We start from the raw sequence: 24,308 nt of genomic DNA on the forward strand, positions 1-24,308 counted from the left end.
GTGACCTAACCTTCGGCGGTGCCCGAGTCCCGACCAGCGCTGCCCGCCGCCGACCTCGCACGGATCGTGGTGTTCGCCGCGTTCATCGCCGTCCTCGGCCTGTTCCCCGGGTTCGGGGGCGTCGCCGGTGTCCCGATCGTCCTGCAGAACGGCGCCCCGATCCTCGGGGGCGCGCTGCTCGGTGCGCGGCGCGGGTTCCTGTCGGTCGCGCTGTTCCTGTTCCTGACCGCGCTGGGCCTCCCGCTGCTGTCCGGCGGCCGGGGCGGGCTCGCACCGTTCGTCGGGCCGAGCGCCGGGTTCGTCGTCGGCTGGCTGCTGTGCGCGACGCTGACCGGCCTGATCGTGCAGCACGCGCGGCGCCGGAACCTGCCGGTCCTGCTGCTGGCCTGCTTCGTCGGGCTGCTCGGCCAGTACGCGATCGGGATGCCGGTCGTCGGGCTGTTCGTCGGGGACCTCGGTGCGGGGATCGTCCAGTCGCTGGTCTTCCTGCCCGGCGACCTGATCAAGGTCGTGCTGTCGGCGGTGATCGCCGGGCTGGTGCATCGTGCGCTGCCGGATCTGCTGCCCCCGCGGGCATCCGTCGCCCGGTGAGCACCCTCGACACCACCGTGGAGACGCCGGTCGTCGCCCCGGAGCGCCTCCCGGCCGGCCTCGCCGCGGCGATCGGGCAGGTCCCGCGGGGATCCGGCGCCCGGGTCGTGCTCGACCCGCACCGCACCCGCTGGGACGTGCTGCCGGATCTGCTGGCCGCCGACCGGCGCGGCGCGGCGTGCCTGGTCGCGGATCCGGGCTGGTCGGCCCGCGAGCGCGCCGCGGTCCTCGCCGACGTCGGCGACCTCACCGAGCCGCTTCCGGGCCGCCCGTTCCTGCTCCCGACGACGTCGGGCAGCACCGGCCGTCCGGGCGTCCTGGCCCGTACCCGGGCGTCGTGGTGGCTGGGGTTCGCCGCGCTGGGCCCGTTGCCGGGTCCGGTACTCGTGCCGGGGCCGCCGTCGTCGACGTTGTACCTGTTCGGGGCCCTGCACGCGCTGCACCACGGCCTGGAGCTGCGCACCGCGGACCGGCTCGACCCGGCCGAGATTCCCGGCGGCGGGACCGTCCATCTGGTGCCCGCGCTGCTGTCGACGCTGCTCGACCACCGCGAGCGGCACCCCGGCGGCCCGGCCCCCGCGGTGATCGTCTGCGGTGGTGCGCACGTCGCCCCCGCTCTGCGCGAGCGCTGCGCGCGGCTGCTGCCCGGCACGACGCTGCTGGAGTACTACGGCTCCGCCGAGCACTCGCTGATCGCGATCCGCCGCGACGGCGGCCCGCTGTACCCGGTCGACGGCGTCGAGCCGGTGCTGCGCGACGGGCTGCTGTGGGTGCGCAGCCCGCAGTCCGTACTCGGCCGGCTGAGCGGCGGTGTCCTGGAGCCCGCCGGGCCCGGGGCGACGTCGGTCGGCGACCGCGCCGAGCTGCACGCCGACGGGTCGCTGACCGTGCTCGGCCGCGACTCCGCGACGATCTCCACCGGCGGCACGCTCGTCGCCGCGGAGGAGGTCGAGCAGGTGCTGCGCGCGGTGCCCGGGGTCGCCGACGTGGTGGTCGCGGGGACGCCGCACCCGTCGCTGGGGGCGCTGGTCACCGCGGTCGTCGAGGTCTCCGGCGGCGGGCCCGGCCGTGCCGCACTGCGTGCCGCCGCCCGCACCGGGCTCTCCCCCGCCAAGCGTCCGCGCCGCTGGCTGGGCGTGACCGCGCTGCCGCGGCTCGGCTCCGGCAAGCCCGCCCGGGCCGCCGTCGCCGACGGGCTCCGCGACGGCACGCTGGAGGCGGAGACTCTGTGACCGGCGAGAACACTCCGGTGGTGATCGCCGCCCGGCGTACCCCGATCGGCACCGCGGGCGGTGGGCTGCGCGCGTACACCGTCGACGCACTGGCCGCGCCGGTGCTCGCCGCGCTCGCCGCGCAGGCCCCCGGCCCGATCGACGACGTGCTGCTCGGCAACGTCATGGGGCCCGGCGGCAACCCGGCCCGGGTGGCCGCGCTGCGCGCCGGGCTCGGCGACGCGATCCCGGGGATGACCCTGGACCGGCAGTGCGCGAGCGGGCTGTCCGCGGTCGTCGCCGCGGCGTCGGCGATCCGCGCCGGTGACGCGCAGGTGCTGCTCGCCGGGGGCGCCGAGTCGCCGTCGACCGCGCCGGCCCGCACGTGGCCGGACGGCACCGTCTACACCCGCGCACCGTTCGCCCCAGCCGGCAGCCCGGACCCGGACATGGGGCCTGCCGCCGACGTCGTCGCGGCGCGGGCCCGAATCTCCCGGCCGCGCCAGGACGCCTTCGCCGCCCGCAGCCACGCCCGCGCGATCGCCGCACAGCGCGCCGGCACGTTCGACGCCGAGTTGGTCCCGCTCGGGCACGTGGCCGCGGACGAGCGCCCGCGGGACCGGTTCACCGTCGAGCGGCTCGCACGGTTCCGGCCCGCATTCGGCATCGGCGGCACCGCGACCGCCGCGAACTCCTGCGGGGTGAACGACGGCGCCGCGGCCGTGCTGGTGGTGTCCGAGCGGCGCCGCCGCGAGCTGGGCGTGCCGGGACTGGCGCTGGAGGCCGCCGCCACCCGCGGCTGTGCCCCGGAGCTGCTGGGGCTCGGCGCCGTGGACGCGATCGACGCCGTCGCGCACGGCACCCCGGACGCCGTCGAGTTCACCGAGGCGTTCGCCGGTCAGGTGCTCGCCTGCCTGGACGCCACCGGGATCGACGAGAAGACCGTGAGCCCGGACGGCGGCGCCATCGCACTCGGGCATCCGTGGGGCGCCTCCGGTGCCGTGCTGGTCACGCGGCTGTTCCACCGGCTCGTCGTGCAGGGGCGCGGGGAGACCGGGCTGGCGGCGCTGTCGTCGGGCGGCGGGATCGGTGTGGCGACCCGGTGGCGGGTGGTCCGGTGATCGAGTTCGACGGCGTCGGGCACCGCTACGGCGAGCGCGTCGTGCTCGACGGGGTGTCGCTGCGCCTCCCGGAGCGCCGCGTCGCGCTGCTGGGCGCGAACGGCTCCGGCAAGTCGACGCTGGCCCGCACGGTCAACGGCCTGGTCGCACCGACCACGGGCACCGTGCGCGTCGACGGCCGCGACCCGGCCCCCCATGGCGCAGCGGTGCGCCGCCGGGTCGGGTTCGTGTTCTCCGATCCGGACTCCCAGATCGTCATGCCGACGGCGGTCGAGGACGTCGCGTTCTCGTTGCGCCGCACCGTCCGCGACAAGACCGAACGGAACCGGCTGGCCGCAGCGACGCTCACGGAGTACGGCCTCGGGGACCACGTCGAGCACCCGGCGCACCAGCTCTCCGGTGGGCAGAAGCAGCTGCTGGCGCTGTGCGCGGTACTGGTGCTCGACCCGGACGTCCTGGTCTGCGACGAACCGACCACCCTGCTCGACCTGCGCAACAAACGCGCGTTCGCCGAGCGGCTCGCCGGGCTGCGCCAACAGGTGCTGCTGGCGACCCACGACCTGGACCTGCTCGACGGCTTCGACCGGGCAATCGTGCTCGACGGCGGCCGCGTCGTCGCCGACGACGAGCCGGGCCCCGCGGTCGCGCACTACCGGAAGCTGTGCGGGGCGTGACCCCGCTCGGCCTCTACGCCCCCGGGACCAGCCCGCTGCACCGGATCCCGGCGGGGCCGTCGCTGCTGGTCGTGCTGACGTTCACCACGACCACCGTCCTGCTCGACGACCCGTGGTGGCTCGGCGGGGCGTGCCTGCTCGTCGCGCTCGGGTTCGTGCTCGCCCGGCCGCCTGCCGACCGGGTGTGGCCGCTGCTGCGCACCCTGCTGGTGCTGCTGGTGTTCGTCGGCGGGATCCAGTGGTGGCTGCTCGGCCCGGACCGGGCGTCGGTGATCGCGCTGCGGCTGGTCGCGGCGATCTCCGCGGCCAACCTGTTCACCCTCACCACCCGGATCGACGACCTCGTCTCCGCCGTCGAGCGGGCACTGTCTCCGCTGTGCCGGTTCGGAGTGGATCCGCAGCGTACGGGGCTTCTCGTCGGGCTGACGATCCAGTCGATCGGGACGTTGTCGGCGGTCGCGGGGCAGGTCCGGGAGGCCGCGCGGGCCCGGGGCGCCGGGGGGTCGGTCGTCGCCTTCGCTGTGCCGTTCACGGTGCGGACGATGCGGCACGCGGACTCACTCGGGGAGGCGCTGGCCGCCCGCGGCTGGGGCGATCCGGTGGACCCCGACGACCCGGTCAGCGCCGCACCGGCTCCACCGACACCACCCGCACCCGATTCGTGAACAACGACGTCAGCTCTCCGCCCGGCGTCCCTGCGGGCGCCAGCCTCGTCGTGATCCGGTAGTCCAGCGGCGCCGCCGCGGGGCGGTCGAAGCGGGCGTAGTTCAGCTCCAGCAGCGCCCGCCCGACCGGCCCCGACGACGCCAGCTTCCGGTCCAGCAACGGCACCAGCCGTCCGCGGTCGGCGAACTGGTCGACGACGCGGCAGTCGCAGTACCAGGCCAGCGTCCCGATCTCGCCCGGTGACAGGACGGTCGCGCGGCGCGGGAGCCGGGCGGCCAGCACGGCGTACTGCGCGGGGGTCGCCCAGTTGAAGGAGACGGGTGCGAACCGGTCGCGGGGCAGGCCGTCGTTCATCCCGGTCCAGGCCGTGCCGAGCAGGTAGATCCCGGCCAGGACCGCGACCAGCCCGGCGACGCCGCGACCGGACACGAGCACCCGCGCGGTCGCCGCCGCGCCGAGCAGGCCCAGGCCACCGAGCCAGAACGTCGAGTGCCAGAAGAACGGCCCCGGGTGCAGCAGCGACATCGTCACGTAGTGCACGACGGCGGCCCCGGCCCACACCCACGCCAGGCGCTCACGCCACCACCACGGCAGTGCCAGGACCCCGGCGAGCGCTGGGAGGACCGAGAGCGCCGTCGGCCCGGGGAGGACCGAGTAGTAGTGCGGCACCGAGTTCCAGAACGACGTGCCGCCCCACGACTCCGCACCCTTGATCACGACGGTGTCCGGCACGGCGGAGCCGAGGAACCACCAGGAGACCGCGAACCACGGCACCGTCACCGCGACGGCGGCACCGAGCGCCCGGAGCCGCCCCGCGGTGAGGGCGGCGACCGCGACGAGCGCGGCCGGTCCCAGGTCCGGGCGGGTGAGGACGAGCAGCCCGGCGAGCGCACCCGCCGCGACCGGTCGCCGGGTCACGACAGCCCATCCGGCCCCGGCCAGCAGCGTCAGCGCGAGCTGGCTCTCCAGCCCGTAGGAGGACATGAGCAGCGGGTTCACCGCGAGCATCGCCAGTGCGAGCGGCGCGAACAGCCACCGGCCGAGCCCGAGCCGGACGGCGACGCCGTGCAGCCAGTACCCGGCGATCCCGAACTGCGCGGTGGTCGCCACCGCGACCGCGAGCGGCGCCGAGCGCAGCACCGCGGTCAGGCCACCCAGCAGCAGCACCGAGAGCGGGCTGGTGGCGGTGTTCGACGGCAGCCCGTCGACCATCCCCCAGTTGCCGTGCAGCCCGAACTGGCGGGCGAAGTCGAGGGTGATGAAGGCGTCGTCGACCGGGACCCGGTGCATCAGCCAGGACACCCACGCGCCGAGCAGCAGCCCGGCGAGCACCGCGGCGACCGGCGCGAACCGGTCCGGCACCCGCGGGCGGGCGGGTGCGGAGGGCCAGACGACCGTGGTCACGGGCCGACCTCCGGGAACCGCTGCCTCAGACCAGGTCCCAGGTGAGCGGAGTGCCCCGCTCGACGTCACGGGTGAAGGTCCGCCCCACGACGGTGCCGATCGTGTCGGTCGGCAGCCCGCCGGCCGGGCGGATCGAGCGGACGTTGTCCTCGGTGACCTTGTCCCCGGCGCGGACGTCGGCGACGACCCACAGCGAGCGTCGCAGCGCCAGCGTGTCCTGCTCGGAGTCCCGCGGGCCGAACCGGGCGGGGCCGAGCGCGCGGCGGGCGACGTCGGTCTCGGTGACCAGCGCGGCCAGCTCGGCGGGCTCGAGGGAGAAGTCGGAGTCGACGCCGCCGTCGTCGCGGGCCAGGGTCACGTGCTTCTCGATCGCGACGGCGCCGAGCGCGACCGCGGCGACCGGCACCCCGATGCCCGGGGTGTGGTCGGAGAGCCCGACCGGGACACCGAACGCCTCGCGCAGCGCCGGGACCGTCTGCAGGTTGGCGTCCACCGGGTCCGCCGGGTACGACGCCGTGCAGGCCAGCAGCACGATCGCGGTCGCGCCGCCCTCGCGGGCCGCGGTGACGGCCGCGTCGATCTCGCCGAGCGTCGCCATGCCCGTCGACATGATCATCGGCTTGCCGGTGGCCGCGACCCGCCGGATCAGCGGCAGATCCACCAGCTCCGCCGACGCGATCTTGTACGCGGCGGCGTCCAGCGACTCGAGCAGCTCGACCGCCGTCGGGTCGAACGGGCTGGAGAACGGCACGAGACCGTGCTCGCGGGCCCGGGCGAACAGCGGTTCGTGCCACTCCCACGGCGTGTGGGCCTGCTCGTAGAGCTGGTAGAGGTTCCGGCCGCCCCACAGCCCGTGGTCGTCACGGATGCGGAAGGCCGGGCCGTCGGCGTCGATGGTGATCGTGTCGGCGCGGTAGGTCTGCAGCTTGACGGCCTGGGCTCCGGTCCCGGCGATCGCGTCGACGATCTCCAGGGCCCGGTCCAGCGAGCCGTTGTGGTTGCCCGACATCTCCGCGATGACGAACGGCCGCTCCCCCGGCCCGATCCGGTGGCCGGCGATCTCGATCGGGTCCGGTGCGCGCATGGGGCCCAGCCTACGAGCGGCGGGCGAGGACCATCACCTCGGACACGGTGCCTTCGGAGTCCTGTCCGTAGAGACCCGCGTCGCAGTCGACGAGCTCGTAGGCGTCGAAGAAGTCCAGGTAGTACTGGCGCAGCATGGGTTCGCGGACGTTCGGCTTGCCGGTCGGGGAGTTGCGCAGCAGCAGCCAGCGCGCACCGAGGTCGGTGACGAGCTTCGCGTAGTTGCGCACGACGTCGGGCTCCATCTCCTGGAAGGAGATGAAGTTGGCGAACAGGTCGACACTGCCGGTGAGCTGCGGGAGCTGCCAGGAGCACAGCATGGTCGCCGGGGTGTCGAGGTCGGCGATCCGGATCTCGTCGCGATCGCGGGTGTCGGCGTAGTCGGTGACCCCGTCGGCGCCGAAGACCTGCTTCAGGTAGTGCGTGGCGACGGCTGCGACCGGCGGGATGTCGACGTCGATGTAGCGCAGGCCCGGGTTGCCGCCCGCGAGGATCTCGCCGAGCGTGCCGTAGCCGCCGCCGATCTCCAGCACCGTCGACACGTCGAGGTCGGGCACCGCGCGCTTGAGCATGACGAGCCCGCGCAGGTAGTTGAGCGCCGACCGGCTGAACCGGTTGCCGTCGAACACCAGCTGCTCGGTCGGTGCGCCCGCGGCCGACTCGGAGAACTCGTGCAGGTAGGGCCTGCGGTCACGCGGGTCGAGCGCCCGGACTGCCGCGTGGTGGCCGCGCGCGACCGGCACCTGGTCGATGCGCTCGGCGAGCAGCCTGCCCGGGGTGCCCGCCTTGGCGAACGCCTGCGACAGCAGCGCCGCGGGCCGCGAGACCGGGGCGTAGCGCGGTGCGTAGAAGAACGTCGCCGACGGGTGCCGGCGGAAGTCCTCGAAGCCCCGCTCCCGCAGGTCTGCGACGACCTTCTCCAGGCCGGTCTTCCAGAAGTCGGTCGGCCGGTACAGCTCCGGAGCCGACTCGAGGTCGGACAGCATCAACTCGAGCAACGCAGGCGATTCCACGACCCAGGACGCTACCGAGAGTTCCCACCGGACCGGGATCCAGGCGCGACACGGCCGTGACGCGATCGTGTCGCGGGGCCCTCCCGCGGCGGCGAGTCCCGCGCGGTGCCGGGTGTCGTCACCGGATAGCCTGTACCGCGGATCGACCGGCGACGAGGGAGTGACCGTGCCCGACACCGGGACGTGGGTGGTGATCCCCGTGTTCAACGAGCAGACCGTGATCGCCGACGTCGTCACCGAGGTCCGCACCGTCTTCCCGAACGTCGTCTGTGTCGACGACGGCAGCCGCGACGACTCCGCCGGATGCATCGCCACCACCCCGGCGCACCTCGTGCGGCACCCGATCAACCTGGGCCAGGGCGCGTCCCTGCAGACCGGCATCGACTACGCGCTGCGCCGCGGCGCCGAACGGATCTGCACCTTCGACGCCGACGGCCAGCACGACGTGCAGGACGCCGCGCGGATGGCGCAGATCGTGCGCGACGGGCAGGCCGACGTCGTCCTCGGCTCGCGGTTCCTGGAGTCGACCGAGCCGGTCCCGCCGCTGAAGCGCCTGGTGCTGCGCACGGTGGCGGCGCTGTCGCCGGCCAGCCGCAAGCTCGAGCTCACCGACGCGCACAACGGCCTGCGGGTGCTGTCCCGCGCCGCCGCCGAGCAGCTGACGATCACCATGAACGGGATGGCGCACGCCTCGGAGATCGTGGCCGCGCTGGCCCGGTCGTCGCTGAAGGTCGTCGAGGTCCCCGTGACCATCCGCTACACCGAGTACTCCCGATCCAAGGGCCAGTCGCTGTTCAACGGGGTGAACATCCTGTTCGACCTGTCGGTCCGCCAGAGGTGACCCCGTGACGTTGCAGATCATCCTGGTCCTCGCCGCACTCGGCGCGCTCGCCTACTTCGTGCGCAGCGGCCAGACCGTCGGTGTCCGGGCCAGCAAGCGGCTCGCGTTCTTCGGGTTCGTGCTGCTCAACATCTACGCGGTGCTGCGCCCGGACGACGTCACGATGGTGGCGCGCCTGCTGGGCATCGGCCGCGGTACCGACCTGATCGTCTACCTGCTGGTCGTGGCGCTGCTGTTCGCGACGCTGAACTCCTACCTGCGGGACCGCGAGATCAGCCAGCACCTGACGAACCTGGCCCGCCAGGTCGCCGTGCGCGACGCGGAGCTGGACCGCCGGGAGCAGGAGCTGGCGGAGCGGCTGGAGGCCGTGGAGCGCCGGCTGCACGACGGTGGTTCGGTGCCGGTGACCGACGTGCGGCAGAACGGCAGCCCGGTGGCTGCGCCGGTGGACCCGAACGGGTCATCGCACTCCTGATCGCTCACGCGGAGCGCAGAATCGTCGCTGGTCGGGACCTCCTGATCTGGTGACGCAAAGGGGGCGCTAGTCTTCGCCGGGTGCAGCTGAGGTGCAAGGAAGCTCCCCACGACGACACCGGCCGCTCGATCACTCGCCTCGCGATACGAGCACGGCGATGACCTGGGCGGTCGCGGTACCGGTCGCGCTCGTCGCGGCGATGTGGACGGTGCTCCCCGGCCTGATCGTGACCCGTGCGCTGGGGTGGCGAGGCATCGCCGGCTGGGGCACGGCACCGCTGTTCTCGGTCGCGCTCATCGCGACAACGGCGGTCGTAGCCGGAAAGCTAGGCGTCGCCTGGGGTCCGTGGCCGGTCGTCGTCGCGACAGCACTCGCGACCGGTGCGGTGTGTGCCGGCCGGATCGCGATCGGGCGGCCACCGTCGCTCCGGTGCTGGTCTCCGCGGGCGACCGGGCGGACGCTCTTGCGCGGCGACGGGCCGGACGGTCGCTACGGAGGACTCGCACTCGTCGTCGGCACGGCGGTGACCGTCATGCTCGGCGGGGTGACCCTGGTCCTCGCGTTGGGCCGGCCGGACGCGATCTCGCCGACCTACGACGCGGTGCACCACTACAGTGCGGTCGCCCGGATCCTCGACGTCGGCGACGGCTCCACGCTCACGCTCGGTGAGCTGACCGCCCCCGGCCGTCCAGCGGTCTACCCTGCGGCGTGGCACGACGTCGTCGCGCTCGTGGTGACAACCGTCGGGACCTCGATACCCGCCGCGTCCAACCTGGTCGCGTTCGTCGTGGCGGCGGTCGTCTGGCCACTGTCCTGCGTGCTCCTGGTCCGCCAGCTGGTCGGTAGGCGCCCGGGCACCTTCGTGGCCGCCCCGGTGCTGTCCACGGCGTTCACTGCGATGCCGTGGATGCTGATGACCTGGGGGGTGCTCTGGCCGAACCTGCTCGGCCTCGCGCTGCTCCCGGCCGGGCTGGCCGCCGTGGTGACCCTGCTGAAGCTGACTCGAGAGCCCGCGTTCGGACCACGGGGCGCACTGCTGCTCGGCGCCGTCGCACTGCCCGCACTCGGTCTCGCCCACCCGAACGCCGCCGTGAGCCTGCTGGTGCTCGGGGTGTCACCCGTCGTGTGGGCCGCCGGCGCCGCCGCGGCCGGGTTGGTCCGCAGTCGACGGTGGCGGTGGGTGCCGGTGCCGGTGCTCGCCGCGCTCGCGACGGCGTCGGCGGTGCTATGGCTGCTCGCCTGGTCGCCGTTCCTGGCGGCCGTCCGGTCCTACGACTGGCCGGCGTCGCGGTCACCGGGTACCGCGGTCGTCGAGCTGGCGGGGAACGGGACGAACGGACGGCCCGCTCTCGTCGTCGTGTCCGCACTGGTCGTCGTGGGCGCCGTTGTCGCACTGCGTCGCGCGCGGACCGGCTGGCTCGTTCCGGCCCAGCTGACCTCGGGATTCCTCTATGTGCTCGCGGTGGCCACCGAGGGCCGGCTCACCGAGGCTCTGACCGGCGCCTGGTACAACGACTCCTACCGGCTCGCCGCGATGGTGCCGGTCACCGCGGTTCCGCTGGCCACGCTCGGTGTTGTCGGGCCCGTCGCCGCTCTGACTCGTGCGCTCGTGCGGGTACGCGCACCGGAGATGCCGGTCGAGCGCCGCAGGCTGGTCGCGACGGCGACTGTCGCCACGACCGCCGCCGTCCTGGTGCTCGCCACCGACGGTTTCCGGATCGGCGTGCACGCCATCACCGTGGCGAAGACCTACCAGCACGAGGCCACGTGGATGCTGCAGCCGGGACAGCGCGAGTTCCTCGAGGCCGCGGGTCGGGCTCTCCCGGACGGAGCGGTCGTGGCCACCAACCCGTGGGCCGGGAACTCCCTGCTCTATCCGCTGACCGGGCACCGCGTGATGTTTCCGCACATGAGCGGTAGCTGGACCCCCGCGCAGCAGGTCGTCCGGAACCGGCTGCGCGACGCCGCAAGCGACCCGGCAGTCTGCCCGGCCGTGCGCGAGACCGGCCTCGAGTACGTGATCGACGGCCCGGTCTCCTACTGGCCGTCGCATGCGAGCGCGCACAGCTACCCGGGGATCACCGGCATCGGCACGCGGGCCGGGTTCGAACCTGTGCTCTCCGGCGGCGGCAGCACGCTCTACCGCGTCACCGCCTGCGGACCGCTGGGCGATGGGGCCACGCCGTAAGGCCGACATGGTCGGAGCCGGGGCGGCGGGGTACCGCCGTCCCGGGTCGGCGGCCGACCGAGGACGATGACACCAGCCGCCATCGCACCGACCGGAAGGCACTCATGCGCGCGCTCGTCACCGGCGGAGCCGGTTTCATCGGCTCCACCCTGGTCGATTCCCTGCTGGCCCGCGGCGACGACGTCCTCGTCGTCGACGACCTCTCGACCGGGAAGCGGGAGAACCTGGACCCCGCGGCCGAGCTCGTCGTGCAGGACATCCGGGACGGCGAGGCCCTCACGAAGATCGTCACCGACTTCCGGCCGGACGCGGTGTTCCACCTGGCCGCGCAGATCGACGTCCGCACCTCGATGGCCGACCCGGTGCACGACGCGTCGGTGAACGTCCTCGGCACCCTGTCGGTGCTGCAGGCGGCCCGCGCCGCGGACGTGCGGGCGGTCGTCGTGTGCTCCACCGGCGGCGCGATCTACGGCGACGACGCCCCGCTCCCGACCACCGAGGCCCAGCCGGCCGCGCCGGAGTCGCCGTACGGGCTGAGCAAGCTGGCCTCGGAGCAGTACACGCGGTTCTTCGTCCGGGCCCACGGGCTGCCCGCGCTGGTGCTGCGTTTCGCCAACGTCTACGGGCCGCGCCAGCACCCGGCGGGCGGCGCCGGCGTCGTCTCGCTGTTCTGCGACCGCGCCCGGGCCGGGATCCGCCCGACCGTGTTCGGCGACGGCGGCCAGACCCGCGACTTCCTCTACGTCGGCGACGTCGCCCGGGCCGCGCTGGCGGCCGCGGACCGGCTGGCCGCGGGCGACCTGGCCGGGGAGACGTTCAACGTCGGCACCGGGACGGAGTCCTCGATCGTCGAGCTGGCCGCGGAGATCGGCCGGATCGCCGGGCTCACCCCGGAGGAGTTCGCGCCGGTGTTCGAGGCGGCTCGGGCCGGAGAGATCCGGCGCAGCTGCCTGGATCCGTCGTACGGGATCGCCTCGCTCGGCCTGCCCGCCCCGACGACGCTGGCCGACGGCCTGGCCGAGACCTGGGCCTGGCACACCTCGCGCTGATCCAGGGCGCTGATCCAGGGCGCTGATCCGGAGGGCCGATCCGGGGCGCAGCCGTGGACACCACCGGCCCGGGACACACGTCGGGCCCGGCCCCACGCGGGGAACCGGGCCCGAGGGGCGGAGCGTGGTCAGCTGTAGACGGCCAGCGTCAGCATCGCGATCCACGCCACCGCGAGGACCTGCAGCGCACGGTCGCCCAGCGCGATCTCCTCGGGCGCGCCGCCGGTGCCCCGGTCGACGTCCACCGAGTAGCGCAGCACGGCGATCACGAACGGCACGATCGACAGCACCGACCAGACGGTGTTGTGGTGCGCCTCGCGGATCTCGAACGCCCACAGGCTGTACGTCATGATCATGACGGTGGCCGAGAGCGACCAGATGTAGCGCAGGTAGGACGCGGAGTAGGCCTCCAGCGCCTTGCGGATCTTGGCGCCGGTCTCCTCGGCGATGCGCATCTCCGCGTAGCGCTTGCCGGCCACCATGAACAGCGAGCCGAAGCCGGTGACCAGCAGGAACCACTGGGACAGCGGGATCGCGGTGGCCACACCACCGGCGATCGAGCGCATCAGGAACCCGGACGCGACGATGCAGATGTCGAGCACCGGCTGGTGCTTGAGCCACAGGCAGTACGACAGCTGCACCGCGACGTAGACGGCCAGCACCACGATCAGCTGCCAGGTCACCGCCACCGAGATGGCGATGGCCCCGGCGAACAGGACCGCGGCCGTCACGAACGCCAGCGGCACCGGCACGATCCCGGCCGCGATCGGGCGGAAGCGCTTCTTCGGGTGCACCCGGTCGGCCTCGACGTCGAGCGCGTCGTTGACCAGGTAGACACCGGACGCGGCCAGCGAGAACGCGGCGAACGCCAGCAGACAGTCGATCAGGACGGGCAGGCCGAACAGCCCGCCGCCGACGAACGGTGCGGCGAACACCAGCACGTTCTTGACCCACTGGCGCGGGCGCATCGTCTTGAGCAGGCCGCGGGCGGTGCGGGCCGGGGTGCGCTCGGCCGCGGGGACCGGCGCGGCCTCGGCCTCGGGTGCGGCGGCGTCGCCGAGGTCGTCGGGGGCGCCGACGTCGTCCGGCTCGAGCGGCTCGACGGACGGCTCGTCCGCCTGCGCCACCTTCACCGGCTCCTTGTCGGCCTCGGTGCGGTCGGTCCTGGTCATGCGCTCACCCTTCGGGGTCGGGGTGCGAGGAGATGATCCGGCGGGCACCCAGGGCCACGGCGGCGCCGAGCGCGGAGCCGGTGGCGACGTCGCTGGGGTAGTGGACGCCGAGTACGAGTCGGGACAGTGCCATCAGTCCGGCGGTCGCGGTGCCCGCGACACGGGCCGGCCTGCGGCCGACGAGACCGCCGTAGAGCACGGCCGCCGCGGTCGTCGAGGTGGCGTGCGAGGACGGGAAGCTCAGCCGGCTCGGCGTCCCGACCAGCACCCGTACCGACGGGTGCTCGGGGCGACGGCGCCGGACGACGCGCTTCACGCCGATCGAGGCGCCGTGCGCCAGCGCGACCGCGCCTGCCGAGTACAGCCACTCACGACGGCGCTTCCGGTCGACGAGCGCGCCGATGGCGCCGATCGCGAGCCAACCGGCCGCGTGCTCGCCGAACAGCGACATGCCGCGCGCCACCCGGACGGTCTCCGGGGTCGCGAGGGCGTCCTGCACGGTCGCGAGGACGACGACCTCGCCGGTCGCCGGCAGCGTGACGGTCGGGCCGGCGTCGCTGCCGGAACCGCCGGAACCCGCCGGCGGGGTCGGACCGGATCGGTCCAGAGTGTCTCGATTGTCGGCCACGGGGGGTGGAGCCTCCAGGCGTGCCGCTGGCACCCGGCTCGTCCCGGGCGATGACAGCCCGTCATGGTACGCGCGGCCCCCGTGACACCCGGTCCCGGGGCAGCCGTGTCGCGCCCCTGTGAGCTGCCGGTGAACGGGCGTCGAACCCCGCTCGACCAGGAGCTTCGATCTTCGTTCCGCAGCGGTGCCCCGCCGCGGCGCGTGCCGGCTCAGAGCCAGCGTTCGAGAACCTCGGCGAGACCGTCGTGCGTGTGCGGGGTGGTGACCTCGTCGGCGATCCCGGCGAGCTCGGGGTGCGCGTTGCCCATCGCGACGCCGAGCCCGGCCCAGCGCAGCATCTCCCGGTCGTTGGGCATGTCGCCGAACGCGACGGTCTCCGCGGCGGTGACCCCGAGGCGCCGGGCGACCTCGGCCAGCCCGGTCGCCTTGGTGACGCCGGGGGCGGACGCCTCGATCAGGCCGGACGGGTGCGAGAACGTCAGGTCGGCGAGCCCCTCGACCTCGGGCCCGAGACGGCTCATCATCTGCTCGCTGGTCAGCTCCGGGGAGCGGACCAGCAGCTTCGTCGCCGGCCGGGACAGCAGCTCCTCGCGGGAGGCCGCGCCGCCGTCGTGGGCACCCCAGGCGTGGACGTAGCCGGGTTCGGTGCGGAACTCGTCGGCGCCGCCCTCCGACGCGGTCCCGACCCGTTCGACGCCGAGGCCGCAGCCGGGGAACAGGTCGGTCGCGAGCCCGGCGAGGCGGCGCACCGCGTCCGGTGACAGGGTGTGCGCGTCGAGCACGACGTCGTCGGCGGCGTCGTAGAGGACGGCGCCGTTGGCGCACACGCAGAGCTGCACCAGGCCGTCGGGCAGGGCGGCGGCGACCGGCGGGATCCAGCGCGGCGGACGGCCGGTGACCAGGACGAACGACGCCCCGGCCTCGACGAGACGGGTGATGGCCGCGACGGTGCGCGGGGAGACGGCGTCGCGGTCGTCGAGCAGCGTGCCGTCGACGTCGGTCGCGACCAGCCGGGGCGGTTTCCGGTCGATCACGACCGAAAGCCTACGTGGCCCCCCGACGGCGCTCCGGCGGCTACGCTCTCGGGGTGCGCGTTCTGGTGGTCGCCGCTCCGTTGCCGGGGCATCTGACCCCGCTGTTGCCGCTCGCGCACGCCCTCTGGGACTCCGGCCACGAGGTGCTGCTCGCCGCGGGCGCGGAGTCCGTCAGCCCCGGTACCGCCGGGCCGCTTCCGTTCATCGACGTCGCCCGCAACGTGCGCGTCGGCCGGGCCGCCGCACGTTCGGTACTGACCCATCCGGTCGCCGCGCGGGCCGAGCTGGCCGGGCAGGGTTCCGACTCCGGGCTGCGGTCGCTGTTCGGGCCGGTCAACGAGGAGCTGTCCGACGCGGTGGTGACCGTCGCCGAGCAGTGGGACCCCGACGTCGTGGTGCACGAGCCGCTGGCCGTCGCCGGGGCGATCGCCGCAGCACGGGCCGGTGTGCCCGCGGTGCTGCACGAGAACGGCCTGCACGACGGCGCGGCACTGTTCCGGGCGGTACTGGACTCGCGCCCGATGGACCGGGCGCGGCGCCGGCTCGGGGTGACCACGGTGCCGCCACCCGCGGTGATGCTGACGATCGCACCGTCGAGCCTGGTCGGGATCCGCGACGGGCTGCCGGTGCGTCCGGTGCCGGCCGCGGTCGTGCCGGGTGGCGAGGAGGTGCCCGGCTGGCTGCAGGCGCCGTCCGAGCGGCCCCGGGTCCTGGTGACGCCGGCGGGCGGTCCGGTGCGCGGGAACCTGCAGTTCTCGGCGTTGCGGGCCGCGGCGGAGCTGGACTGCGAGCTGGTGCTGGTCCGGCCGCATCCGCGGATCGCGCGACGGGCCGGCCCCGGCGTGAAGATCGTCGGGCGGATCCCGGCGGAGGACCTGCTGGCGACGTGCGCGGCCGTCGCACACGGGGGCAGTGCGCGCAGCGTGCTGGGCGCGCTCGCGGCCGGGATCCCGCAGCTGGTGCTGCCCGGGCCGGGCGACCGGCGACTCAACGCGCAGCTGGTGGAGGCGCGTGGCGCCGGTATCGCCGGGCCGGTCACCGCCGAGTCGCTGGACCGGTTGCTGCACGACGGCGAGCTGGCCGCCGCGGCACGTGAGGTACGTGGGGAGATCGCCGCCATGCCGCCGCCGCAGTCGCGGGTGGAGGTCGTGACCACGCTGGCGTGACGGGGCCGCGGCCGTTACTGATCGGATGCCCGGTCTGTCCGGTGCCCGGCGCGTCGGGTCCTCGGTCCGTCCGGTGCCCGGTCTGTCGGGTGCCCGGCTCGGCGAGGGCCCATGATCGGCGTTCTGCCGGTCTCGCCAGCTGCAGGGCAGCGCGCGTGCCAGTCCGCCTCTGTGTGAGCACGGCAGAGGACGCGGTCGAGGCCGCGAACCCGACCCAGTAGCCCCTCACGTCCCCGTCATCGTCCGCGCCTGCCCCGTTCAACGGTCGGATCCCTGCGCCGAATGACCGCAACTTTTACTGGAGAACTGACTGCACACTCCGGTAGAATCGAACACGTGGTCGACACAACGGTCGAAGAGGCACTCGCCGCGCAGATGCTGCCCGGCGGTGCCCTCGCCGCGCTGTGCGAGGCCACCGCCGCCGTACCCGGCGAGCTGTCGGATCGTGAGTTGCTGAAGACGGTCGAGGCTGCGGTGCAGCTGGAACGCTGGGCCGGTGCGGTCCGCACCCGCCTGCTCGGCGCCCTGGTCGAACGACACCCACCGGGCAGCACCGCACCCGTCCCCGACGCCACCGGCAAGACACCGGTACCGGTGGCCCGCTGGCTACCGTCGCAGGTCGCGATCGCCACCCATCTGACCGAGGAGCAGGCCCGCGGCGAGCTCGGCATGGCCGAACGCCTCTACCGGGTCCTGCCCGAGACCCTCGCCGAGTGGGAGGCGGGCCGGATCGGGGAACGTGCCGCGGAGGCGATTGCGGAGTCCACCCAGGTCCTCGACGACGATGCCGCCCGTGCGGTGCAGGCCGCGATCCTTCCAGGTGCCTCCACGATCACCCAGACCCGGCTCCGGGCGCGGTTGCGCACGGCGATCCACCGCGCCGACCCCGACGGCGCCGCTCGCCGTCATCAGCGGGCGTTCGACGACCGCGAAGTGACGATCAGCCGCAGCGACAACGGCATGGGCTCACTGTGGTTGTCCGGGTCCGCGGCGCAGACCGAGGCGTCCTGGAACTCTCTGGATCGTCTCGCTCGCTCGTTGGGTACCGAGGATCCGCGGACGTTGGCGCAGCGCCGCTGCGATCTGGCCCACGAACTGCTGCAGGGCACGGTGACGATCACCGACCTGACCTCGGTGATGACCGCGGTGAGCACTGTGGCCAACAGCCGCCCCGCGGCCGGCACCGCGACGAGCGCCGGCACCGCGCAGGCCGCCGAGGCAACAACCGGCACGGAGACCACCGCAGCGACCGGCACACAGGCCGGCACAGCGACCAACGCAACAACCGGCGTAGCGCTCGACGAGCCGACCCGCGTGGACGCCGAGGTCATCGCCACCGCCGTCGCCGAGATCCTGGCGTGTAAGCCCGACCCCAACGCCACGATCGGCCGCAAGCCCTTGATCCAGGTCGTGGTCAGCCTCGACACCCTGCTCGGCGGTAGCCGGCCCGGGGAGATCACCGGCCACGGCCCCATCTCCGCGACCACCGCCCGCGCCCTCGCCGCCGGTGGTGACTGGAAACGCCTGGTCACCGACCCCGCCACCGGGCAACTCCTCGACTACGGACGCAACACCTACCGGCCCCCGGCGAACCTGCACGACCACGTCCACGGCCGCGACGGCACCTGTCGTGGTCCGGACTGCGAACGCCGCATCCGCGACCTCGATCACCACCAGGACTGGGGCAAGGACGGCCACACCGTCGAGGACAACCTGTTCGGGTTGTGCCAGCGCCATCACAAGCTCAAGGACGTCACCGGCTGGCACGCACTGGTGCGCCCCGACGGTGGACTGACCTGGATCAGCCCCGACGGGTACCAGTCGACGACGTATCCGAAGGACTACCGCGTCTTCACCGAGGACACCGTGGTCACCGAGGGCGTCGCGGACCGGCGAGTGATCAAACCCGACACCGATACCGGCACCGACGTGTCCAGCGTGCGGACCAGGTTCACTCGCCTCGCGGGCGAAGGGGAGCTCGCGATCCCGGAACCCCGCGACGGCGACGACGACACCCCCGCACCGTTCTGACGATCACCGCACGTCATCCGGCCCCCGCCACGTCCGAGGCGGCCACGCGGGGTGGATACGGGCCGCACGCCCGCTGCGCCCGTCGATGCGGGAGGGCCGGCGGACCCGGCCGGCACCTCGCTGCCCGGCGGGACCAGCTCGCGGGACCACCCCGGCGGGCGCCCGGCGGGACTCAGCCAGCGGTGCCAAACCCGACAGGCCCAGGCCGGCGGGACCGGTCCAGTGGTGCCAACCCGGCAGGACCAGCCCGGCAGGACCGGTCCAGCGGGACCAACTCGGCGGGACGAGCCCAGCGGGACCAGCGCAGTAGGAGTAGGACCGAACGCGCGAGATCAGCACGGCGGGACCGGCCAGGTGCGGCCGGCCGGTGGGACCAGGCAGGCCGGTCGGACCAGACGGGTGGCCAGGCGGGTGGGACCAGGCGGGTGGGACCAGGCGGTCCGGGTAGTCCCGTGCCGATGAGTACCGAGGACACCGGCAACGCCCGGAACATCGTCGCCGCGTTGCTCGACCGCGCCGGAACCACCTACGCCACGGAAGCCGGTATCACGCTGCGTGACACACCGGCCCCGCTGTACCGGGTCCTGGTGCTCGGCACGCTGCTCTCGACGCGAGTACAGGCGTCCCTGGCCGTCGCGGCAGCGCACGCCCTGGTCGAGGACGGAATGGGCACACCGGAGAAGATGCGGGACGCGCCCTGGCAGCACCGCGTCGACGCCCTGGACCGGGCGCACTACACCCGCGTCGACGAGCAGATGGCGACCGCTCTCGGTGACGGAGCGCAACAGCTCCTCGACACCTACGACGGCGACCTCCGCCGCCTCCGCACCGCGGCCGGCGACGACGCGGCCCGGATCCGCGACCTGCTCACCGCGTTCCCGCGGGTCGGTCCGACCGGGGCGTCGATCATCACTCGTGAGCTGCAGGCGGTGTGGCCCGAGCTGCGTCCGGCGCTGGACGGCAAGGCGCTGCAGGGCGCGGAGCGCCTCGGGCTGCCGACCGATCCGGACAAGCTCGCCGGCCTCGTCGACGGCGACGATCTCGCCCGCTTCGCCGCCGCGCTGACCCGAGTCGGCCTGGACCGTTCCCTGGCCGAGGAGATCGCACCATGATCCACCACGCCGCGGAAGGCCCGGCCGCGACCTTGAGCGAGCCGCTCCTCGGACCGTGAAAGTCGGGTGCCCTCCCCCGCGTCCTGGGCAACCATGAACGTCCGCTGATGAAGGAGGCGATCATGCAGACCCTGGGCGGTACCCGGGCGCCGATCCGCATGTGGACGGATCCGGACACGGTCGAGCCCGGAGCGCTCACCCAGCTGCGCAACTGTGCGGAGCTGCCGTGGACGCACGGCGTCGCCGTGATGCCCGACGTGCACCAGGGCTACGGCGCGACGGTCGGATCGGTGATCGCGATGCGCGATGCGGTGTCGCCGGGCGCTGTCGGTGTGGACATCGGCTGCGGCATGTCCGCGGTGCGCACCGACCTCGTGGCGGCCGACCTGCCGGACTCGCTGGCGCGGGTCCGGTCGCAGGTCGAGCGCGACGTCCCGGTCGGCCGGGCCGGGCACCGGGACGGACCGGACCTGGCCCGCATCGGGCTGGCGGCCGGGCAGGGCTGGGACACGTTCTGGGACGGGTTCGAGAACCTGCACCAGCTGTCCGACGCGTCCTGGACGACGGCGGACAAGCTGCGGGCCAAGGCACACGAGCAGCTCGGCTCGCTGGGCTCGGGCAACCACTTCCTGGAACTGTGCCTCGACGGCGACGACCGGGTCTGGCTGATGCTGCACTCCGGCTCGCGCGGGATCGGCAACATCCTCGCGAACCTGCACATCGAGCGGGCGAAGGAGCTGCCGCACAACGCCGAGCTGCCCGACCGCGACCTGGCCGTGTTCCTGTCCGGGACGCCGCAGATGGACGCCTACCGGGCCGACCTGTACTGGGCCCAGGACTACGCGCGGCGCAACCGGCAGGTGATGATGGAGCTGTTCAAGCAGGCCCTGTCCCGGGCGCTCGGTCGCACTGTCGGCTTCGACCCCGAGGTCAGCTGCCACCACAACTACGTGTCCGAGGAGACCTACGACGACGTCGACCTGATCGTGACCCGTAAGGGCGCGATCTCCACCGCCGACGGCCGCCGGGGCATCATCCCCGGCTCGATGGGCACCGGGTCGTTCATCGTCTCCGGGCTCGCGAACCCGGACAGCTACTGCTCGGCCTCGCACGGAGCCGGACGGAGGATGTCCCGGTCGCGGGCACGCAAGCAGTTCTCGGTCGCCGACCTGCAGGCCCAGACCGAGGGCGTCGAGTGCCGGAAGGACGCCGGGGTGATCGACGAGATCCCGGGTGCCTACAAGGACCTGGACACCGTCATGGCGCAGCAGACCGACCTGGTGCAGGTCGACCACCGGCTGCGCACGATCCTCTGTGTGAAGGGCTGACCCCGCCGGGCTACGCTGACCGCTCCGTATCCCGGACCTCGGAGGAAGCCGTGGTGCGACTGCCCGTGCGGTGCCGGTTGCTTCTCGCGACCGCCGGTGCCGCCGTCGCGCTGACGGCCGGCTGCGGTGCCGAAGCCGCTGCCCCGGCATCGAGTGGGCCGTTCCCGCCTCGGCCGACGTCGATCGACGTGTCCCGCCTCGATCCCTGCTCCGGGGTGACGCCGGCGGAGGCGGAGCGGTTGCAGCTGCCCGAGCCGTTGCGGCGAACTGCCGATGTCGGTGGCGCGCCTTCGCCGACGTGCTCCTGGGATGGGTTGAGCGAGGGACGCTACTCGTATGCAGCGCAGTTCATCCCGGTCAGCGCCGCCGAGGCGGCACAGGACCGGGGTTCCGAACTCGACGTCATCGACGGGTACGGCGCAGTTCGCGGCTCCCCCGCGAGCATTCACAACGTGGAGAACGGACCGGCCGGCTGCCAGTTCGCGGTAGATGTCGCCGACGGGTATACCCTGCGAATCCAGGTCTCCAGCGGCGCCCTGAGAACAGGAAACGATCCGAAGGAATTCCGCAAGGTCTGCGCCGAGGCACGGCGCTTCGCCTCCGCCTACCTCGTCACGGTGCGGGGCTGAGATCAGCTGTGTTCACACACGCGAAGAAGTCATCGCGATCGTCTTCGGGGTCCGACGGCACCTTCTAGCGTCAGGCCCATGAGCACACCCGCCCATCTCCCACGTGGCACCGAGTCCGACTCGCTGCTCATTCAAGTGAACATCGACAACGTGCTGCAGATTCACAACGTCCTGCATCGCCAGGAACTCGACGTGACGGCGATTCTCTTACGGGCAAGGGAGGAGACCACTCTCCGGCAGTGCGGTGAGGACCTGATCTCCATCGACGTCACGCCGATGTTCCAGGCCAAGATCGATGAGATCATCAACATCCATTGGGCACACGTTGCCGAGCTCCAGGAAGCGACGAAGAGGCTGCGGGAAGCCGCACGGCACTACGGCTTCACCGACGATGACGTCCAGAACTCGTTCGTTGCGCACGACGAGGCCACCCCGGCGATCGTGGACCGCGCCGCCTGGCGACGGTCGCTTCCGCTGGGCGGTACGTCGGTCTGAACCCTCAGATCACCGCGACGGCGACGATCAACCCCAGCGCCACGTGCACCGCGGCGACCACCTTCGCGGCCGGCCTGGGCTCGGTGTCCTGGATGACGTCACCGATCTCGATGCCGGTCACCCATTCCAGCAGCCGCACCGCGCCGACCTGGGCGACGATCCCGACCAGGCCGAACACCAGGGACGAGACCACCCCCTGCAGCAGCGACCCCGACGACGACCAGATCGCCAGCACGATGATGAACGCCATCGAGAGCATCCCGGCGGCGGTGATGACGACCGCGTTGGGCAGGCCGGCACGGACGAGCTGCGGGAGCTTCCCGGGCGTCGTCAGGTCGATCGCCCAGAAGCCGACCAGCATCATCAGGGTGCCGATCACGGCGTAGAGCAGGATCGCGCCGACGCCGCGGCCGAGATAGCCCCAGTACGTCGCGTCGAGTGCCTGGGCGAGGATCACGAAAGGCCTCCGTGCACGGTTCGGGGAGCGGGCGGTGCCGGGTGGGAGAGCAGGTCAGGACTCGGGGATGCGGTGCGGGACGAAGGCGGCGCCGTCGTCGGTGATCAGGCCTGCGGTCTCGCGGATGCCCATCCCGGCGGCCGTGTCACCGACGACCCAGGCCCCGAGGCAGGGCCGGTAGCCGTCGAACTCGGGCAGCGGGTCGAACATCTGGTAGACGAAGCCCTCGTCGCCGTAGACACCCCCGGTGGAGGTCTCGTAGCCCGGCGCCACGATCTGGATGTTGGAGCCCTCGCGGCCGAGCAGCGGCTTGCGGACGTACTCGGTGAGCAGACCGGGGTTGCCGAGCGAGGCCGGCAGCAGGTTCGGGTGCCCGGGGTACATCTCCCACAGCACCGCGAGCAGCGCCTTGTTCGACAGCAGCGTCTTCCACAGCGGCTCGAGCCACAGCGTCTCGGGCAGGCTCTGCACCACGTGCTTGCCGAACTCGTCGCTCAGCACCCACTCCCACGGGTAGAGCTTGAACACCGCCGCCATCGGGGACTCCTCGAGATCCACGAAGCGGTCCAGCGCGGAGTCCCAGCCGATGTCCTCGATGGCCAGCCCGACGGTGTCGAGCCCGGCCTCCGCAGCGGTCTCCTGCAGGTAGCCGACGGTGATGTGGTCCTCGCCGCTCGAGTCGGCCCCCGACCAGGTGAAGTGGATCTCCGGCGACGGCAGGCTCGCCCGGATCCCACCCCACCGCTCGACGAGCTTCTCGTGCAGCGAGTTCCACTGGTCGTCGCCGGGACTGGTGTCCTGCAGCCAGTACCACTGCAGGATCGACGCCTCGAGCAGCGACGTGGGGGTGTCCGCGTTGTACTCGAGCAGCTTCGCCGGGCCGGAGCCGTCGTAGCGCAGGTCGAAGCGGCCGTAGATGTGTGGGTCGGACCGCTTCCAGGAGTCGGCGACGGCCTGCCAGGACCACTCGGGCAGCCCGAAGTCGCGGAACCGCTCGGTGGTCACCACCTGCTCGACCGCGGCCAGGCACATCGAGTGGAGGACCTCGACGTCGGCCTCCAGCGAGAGGATCTCGTCCATCTCGAACGTGTAGTGCACCGACTCGTCCCAGTACGGCCGGGCGCCGCCGGAGCCGTCACGGCCCGGGGTGCCGAAGACCAGCCCCTGCTCGGCGACGATCTTCTCCCAGCCGGGCCGGGGGGTGCCGTGCTCGCGCTTCACCCGCTCAGCTCCCCGAGGACGAGCCGAAGCCGCCCTTGGACGACGACGAACCGCCACCCACCCCGAGGCCACCTCGCGAGATCGTGCTGCCCGACGTCCCGCTCTTCACGGTGGTGCCGGACGACGGCGGCTGTACGCCACCCCCGGTCGCGACCTGCCCGACGCTGCCGGTACCGCCGTAGTTGTAGTGGTACTGGCGCCCACCGCCGCCGAGGAAGATCGGGACGAACATGAAGCCGCCGTGGCCGTCACTGACCTGGGCCATGCCCTGCTCGCTACGGCACTGGTCGTCGGGGGCGACGACGCCCCGATCGTCGACGCAACGGGCCTCGACCTCGTCCGGGGAGGACGCGGCGTAGACCGCGGCGATCAGCGCGACGACGCCGATGGTGGCGCCGGCTCCGATGAGGACCCGCTTGGTCGTCCTGGACCGGGCCTCCTTGAGACGCACGGCCTCCCGGTCGCGGGCGAGCTTCTGCTCCCGGGCCCGCTTCTCGGCGAGGCTGGGCTCGCGGGGGGCGGTGCTGCCGTCCTGCTGCCGCATACGGCCGCGGGGCGCGGCACCGGGCTGCTGCGCCGGGTCGTTCGCACCGGGGTGCGGGTACTGCGGCGGCACGGGCGCCGGGGTGGTCGCGGGGTCTGCGCCGTGCCCCGCAGCAGGTTCCGAGGAGCGGGGTTCCGGGGCGGAGTGCGCACCGGGACCGCCGGCGCCCGGGGTG

At 73.2% G+C, this 24,308-nt stretch carries 24 protein-coding genes; 15 read left to right on the forward strand and 9 right to left on the reverse strand.

Translation table 11 applies throughout. The features are described from left to right. The first annotated feature begins 18 nt into the window (after positions 1–18). From ACLE50_RS09810 to ACLE50_RS09830, 5 genes are read left to right on the forward strand one after another with little or no spacing between them, the layout of a single operon-like run. The gene (locus tag ACLE50_RS09810) at positions 19–591 is read left to right on the forward strand and encodes a biotin transporter BioY (RefSeq protein ID WP_410943122.1); all 573 of its coding nucleotides are present in this window, start codon (positions 19–21) and stop codon (positions 589–591) included. Beyond that, positions 588–1,823, forward strand: a complete 1,236-nt coding sequence (locus ACLE50_RS09815) for an AMP-binding protein (RefSeq protein ID WP_410943123.1) — start codon at positions 588–590, stop codon at positions 1,821–1,823. Before ACLE50_RS09810 ends, ACLE50_RS09815 begins: the two co-directional genes overlap by 4 nt. Beyond that, positions 1,820–2,923 carry a thiolase family protein gene (locus ACLE50_RS09820; protein WP_410943124.1) on the forward strand — a complete coding sequence of 368 codons (1,104 nt, stop codon included), beginning with the start codon at positions 1,820–1,822 and terminating at the stop codon, positions 2,921–2,923. Before ACLE50_RS09815 ends, ACLE50_RS09820 begins: the two co-directional genes overlap by 4 nt. Further along, positions 2,920–3,597 (forward strand): energy-coupling factor ABC transporter ATP-binding protein, encoded by a 678-nt coding sequence (locus ACLE50_RS09825; protein ID WP_410943125.1) that lies wholly within the window; start codon positions 2,920–2,922, stop codon positions 3,595–3,597. The genes ACLE50_RS09820 and ACLE50_RS09825 overlap by 4 nt, the downstream gene beginning before the upstream one ends. Beyond that, positions 3,594–4,262, forward strand: coding sequence for an energy-coupling factor transporter transmembrane component T family protein (locus ACLE50_RS09830; RefSeq protein ID WP_410943126.1), 669 nt, complete (start codon positions 3,594–3,596; stop codon positions 4,260–4,262). The genes ACLE50_RS09825 and ACLE50_RS09830 overlap by 4 nt, the downstream gene beginning before the upstream one ends. On the opposite strand, the gene ACLE50_RS09835 is transcribed toward ACLE50_RS09830, so the two are convergent. Genes ACLE50_RS09835 through ACLE50_RS09845 form a run of 3 tightly spaced genes read right to left on the reverse strand, consistent with a single transcriptional unit; the run spans position 4,216 to position 7,763 of the window. Further along, positions 4,216–5,667, reverse strand: a complete 1,452-nt coding sequence (locus ACLE50_RS09835) for a hypothetical protein (RefSeq protein ID WP_410943127.1) — start codon at positions 5,665–5,667, stop codon at positions 4,216–4,218. The genes ACLE50_RS09830 and ACLE50_RS09835 overlap by 47 nt on opposite strands. A 25-nt stretch (positions 5,668–5,692) precedes the next feature. Next, entirely contained in the window at positions 5,693–6,751 is a 1,059-nt protein-coding gene (gene pseI, locus ACLE50_RS09840; protein WP_410943128.1) for a pseudaminic acid synthase, read from the reverse strand. Between the two features lie 10 nt (positions 6,752–6,761). After that, the gene (locus ACLE50_RS09845) at positions 6,762–7,763 is read right to left on the reverse strand and encodes a putative sugar O-methyltransferase (protein WP_410943129.1); all 1,002 of its coding nucleotides are present in this window, start codon (positions 7,761–7,763) and stop codon (positions 6,762–6,764) included. Between the two features lie 166 nt (positions 7,764–7,929). On the opposite strand from ACLE50_RS09845, the gene ACLE50_RS09850 reads away from it, so the two are divergent. The 4 genes from ACLE50_RS09850 (at position 7,930) to ACLE50_RS09865 (ending at position 12,316) form a co-directional block, all read left to right on the forward strand. Further along, positions 7,930–8,604, forward strand: coding sequence for a glycosyltransferase family 2 protein (locus ACLE50_RS09850; protein ID WP_410943130.1), 675 nt, complete (start codon positions 7,930–7,932; stop codon positions 8,602–8,604). Positions 8,605–8,608: 4 nt separating this feature from the next. After that, entirely contained in the window at positions 8,609–9,079 is a 471-nt protein-coding gene (locus tag ACLE50_RS09855) for a DUF2304 domain-containing protein (RefSeq protein ID WP_410943131.1), read from the forward strand. Between the two features lie 157 nt (positions 9,080–9,236). Further along, complete coding sequence (locus ACLE50_RS09860) at positions 9,237–11,267, forward strand: DUF6541 family protein (protein WP_410943132.1); 2,031 nt, start codon at positions 9,237–9,239, stop codon at positions 11,265–11,267. A gap of 104 nt (positions 11,268–11,371) precedes the next feature. Continuing rightward, complete coding sequence (locus tag ACLE50_RS09865) at positions 11,372–12,316, forward strand: NAD-dependent epimerase/dehydratase family protein (protein ID WP_410943133.1); 945 nt, start codon at positions 11,372–11,374, stop codon at positions 12,314–12,316. A gap of 128 nt (positions 12,317–12,444) precedes the next feature. Here ACLE50_RS09865 and ACLE50_RS09870 read toward each other — a convergent pair whose 3' ends face one another. The 3 genes from ACLE50_RS09870 to ACLE50_RS09880 all read right to left on the reverse strand — a co-directional run bounded on the left by ACLE50_RS09870 (position 12,445) and on the right by ACLE50_RS09880 (position 15,150). Next, positions 12,445–13,488, reverse strand: coding sequence for a decaprenyl-phosphate phosphoribosyltransferase (locus ACLE50_RS09870; protein ID WP_410943134.1), 1,044 nt, complete (start codon positions 13,486–13,488; stop codon positions 12,445–12,447). 4 nt (positions 13,489–13,492) lie between these two features. Further along, positions 13,493–14,116 carry a phosphatase PAP2 family protein gene (locus tag ACLE50_RS09875; RefSeq protein WP_410943135.1) on the reverse strand — a complete coding sequence of 208 codons (624 nt, stop codon included), beginning with the start codon at positions 14,114–14,116 and terminating at the stop codon, positions 13,493–13,495. A gap of 209 nt (positions 14,117–14,325) precedes the next feature. Continuing rightward, positions 14,326–15,150, reverse strand: a complete 825-nt coding sequence (locus ACLE50_RS09880; protein WP_410943136.1) for an HAD family hydrolase — start codon at positions 15,148–15,150, stop codon at positions 14,326–14,328. 53 nt (positions 15,151–15,203) lie between these two features. Here ACLE50_RS09880 and ACLE50_RS09885 point away from each other — a divergent pair, with 53 nt between their 5' ends. The 6 genes from ACLE50_RS09885 (at position 15,204) to ACLE50_RS09910 (ending at position 21,911) form a co-directional block, all read left to right on the forward strand. Continuing rightward, positions 15,204–16,316, forward strand: coding sequence for a nucleotide disphospho-sugar-binding domain-containing protein (locus tag ACLE50_RS09885; protein WP_410943137.1), 1,113 nt, complete (start codon positions 15,204–15,206; stop codon positions 16,314–16,316). A 336-nt stretch (positions 16,317–16,652) separates the two neighbouring features. Further along, a complete protein-coding gene (locus tag ACLE50_RS09890; protein WP_410943138.1) occupies positions 16,653–18,347 on the forward strand; it encodes an HNH endonuclease in 1,695 nt (564 codons plus the stop codon). 458 nt (positions 18,348–18,805) lie between these two features. Continuing rightward, the gene (locus tag ACLE50_RS09895; protein ID WP_410943139.1) at positions 18,806–19,459 is read left to right on the forward strand and encodes an endonuclease; all 654 of its coding nucleotides are present in this window, start codon (positions 18,806–18,808) and stop codon (positions 19,457–19,459) included. Positions 19,460–19,578: 119 nt separating this feature from the next. Continuing rightward, a complete protein-coding gene (locus ACLE50_RS09900) occupies positions 19,579–20,787 on the forward strand; it encodes an RtcB family protein (protein ID WP_410943263.1) in 1,209 nt (402 codons plus the stop codon). Between the two features lie 53 nt (positions 20,788–20,840). Continuing rightward, positions 20,841–21,416, forward strand: coding sequence for a DUF3558 family protein (locus ACLE50_RS09905; RefSeq protein ID WP_410943140.1), 576 nt, complete (start codon positions 20,841–20,843; stop codon positions 21,414–21,416). A gap of 78 nt (positions 21,417–21,494) precedes the next feature. Further along, entirely contained in the window at positions 21,495–21,911 is a 417-nt protein-coding gene (locus ACLE50_RS09910; protein WP_410943141.1) for a hypothetical protein, read from the forward strand. Between the two features lie 4 nt (positions 21,912–21,915). Here ACLE50_RS09910 and ACLE50_RS09915 read toward each other — a convergent pair whose 3' ends face one another. The 3 genes from ACLE50_RS09915 to ACLE50_RS09925 are packed head-to-tail and all read right to left on the reverse strand — an operon-like array spanning position 21,916 to position 24,205. Next, positions 21,916–22,368: a DUF350 domain-containing protein gene (locus ACLE50_RS09915; protein WP_410943142.1), complete on the reverse strand. Its 453-nt coding sequence runs from the start codon at positions 22,366–22,368 to the stop codon at positions 21,916–21,918. Positions 22,369–22,422: 54 nt separating this feature from the next. Continuing rightward, entirely contained in the window at positions 22,423–23,589 is a 1,167-nt protein-coding gene (locus ACLE50_RS09920) for a glutathionylspermidine synthase family protein (protein WP_410943143.1), read from the reverse strand. A gap of 4 nt (positions 23,590–23,593) precedes the next feature. Then, positions 23,594–24,205 carry a hypothetical protein gene (locus tag ACLE50_RS09925; RefSeq protein ID WP_410943144.1) on the reverse strand — a complete coding sequence of 204 codons (612 nt, stop codon included), beginning with the start codon at positions 24,203–24,205 and terminating at the stop codon, positions 23,594–23,596. Positions 24,206–24,308: the final 103 nt, after the last annotated feature.

This window comes from Pseudonocardia phyllosphaerae (assembly GCF_046546475.1).
Lineage (GTDB): Bacteria > Actinomycetota > Actinomycetes > Mycobacteriales > Pseudonocardiaceae > Pseudonocardia > Pseudonocardia phyllosphaerae.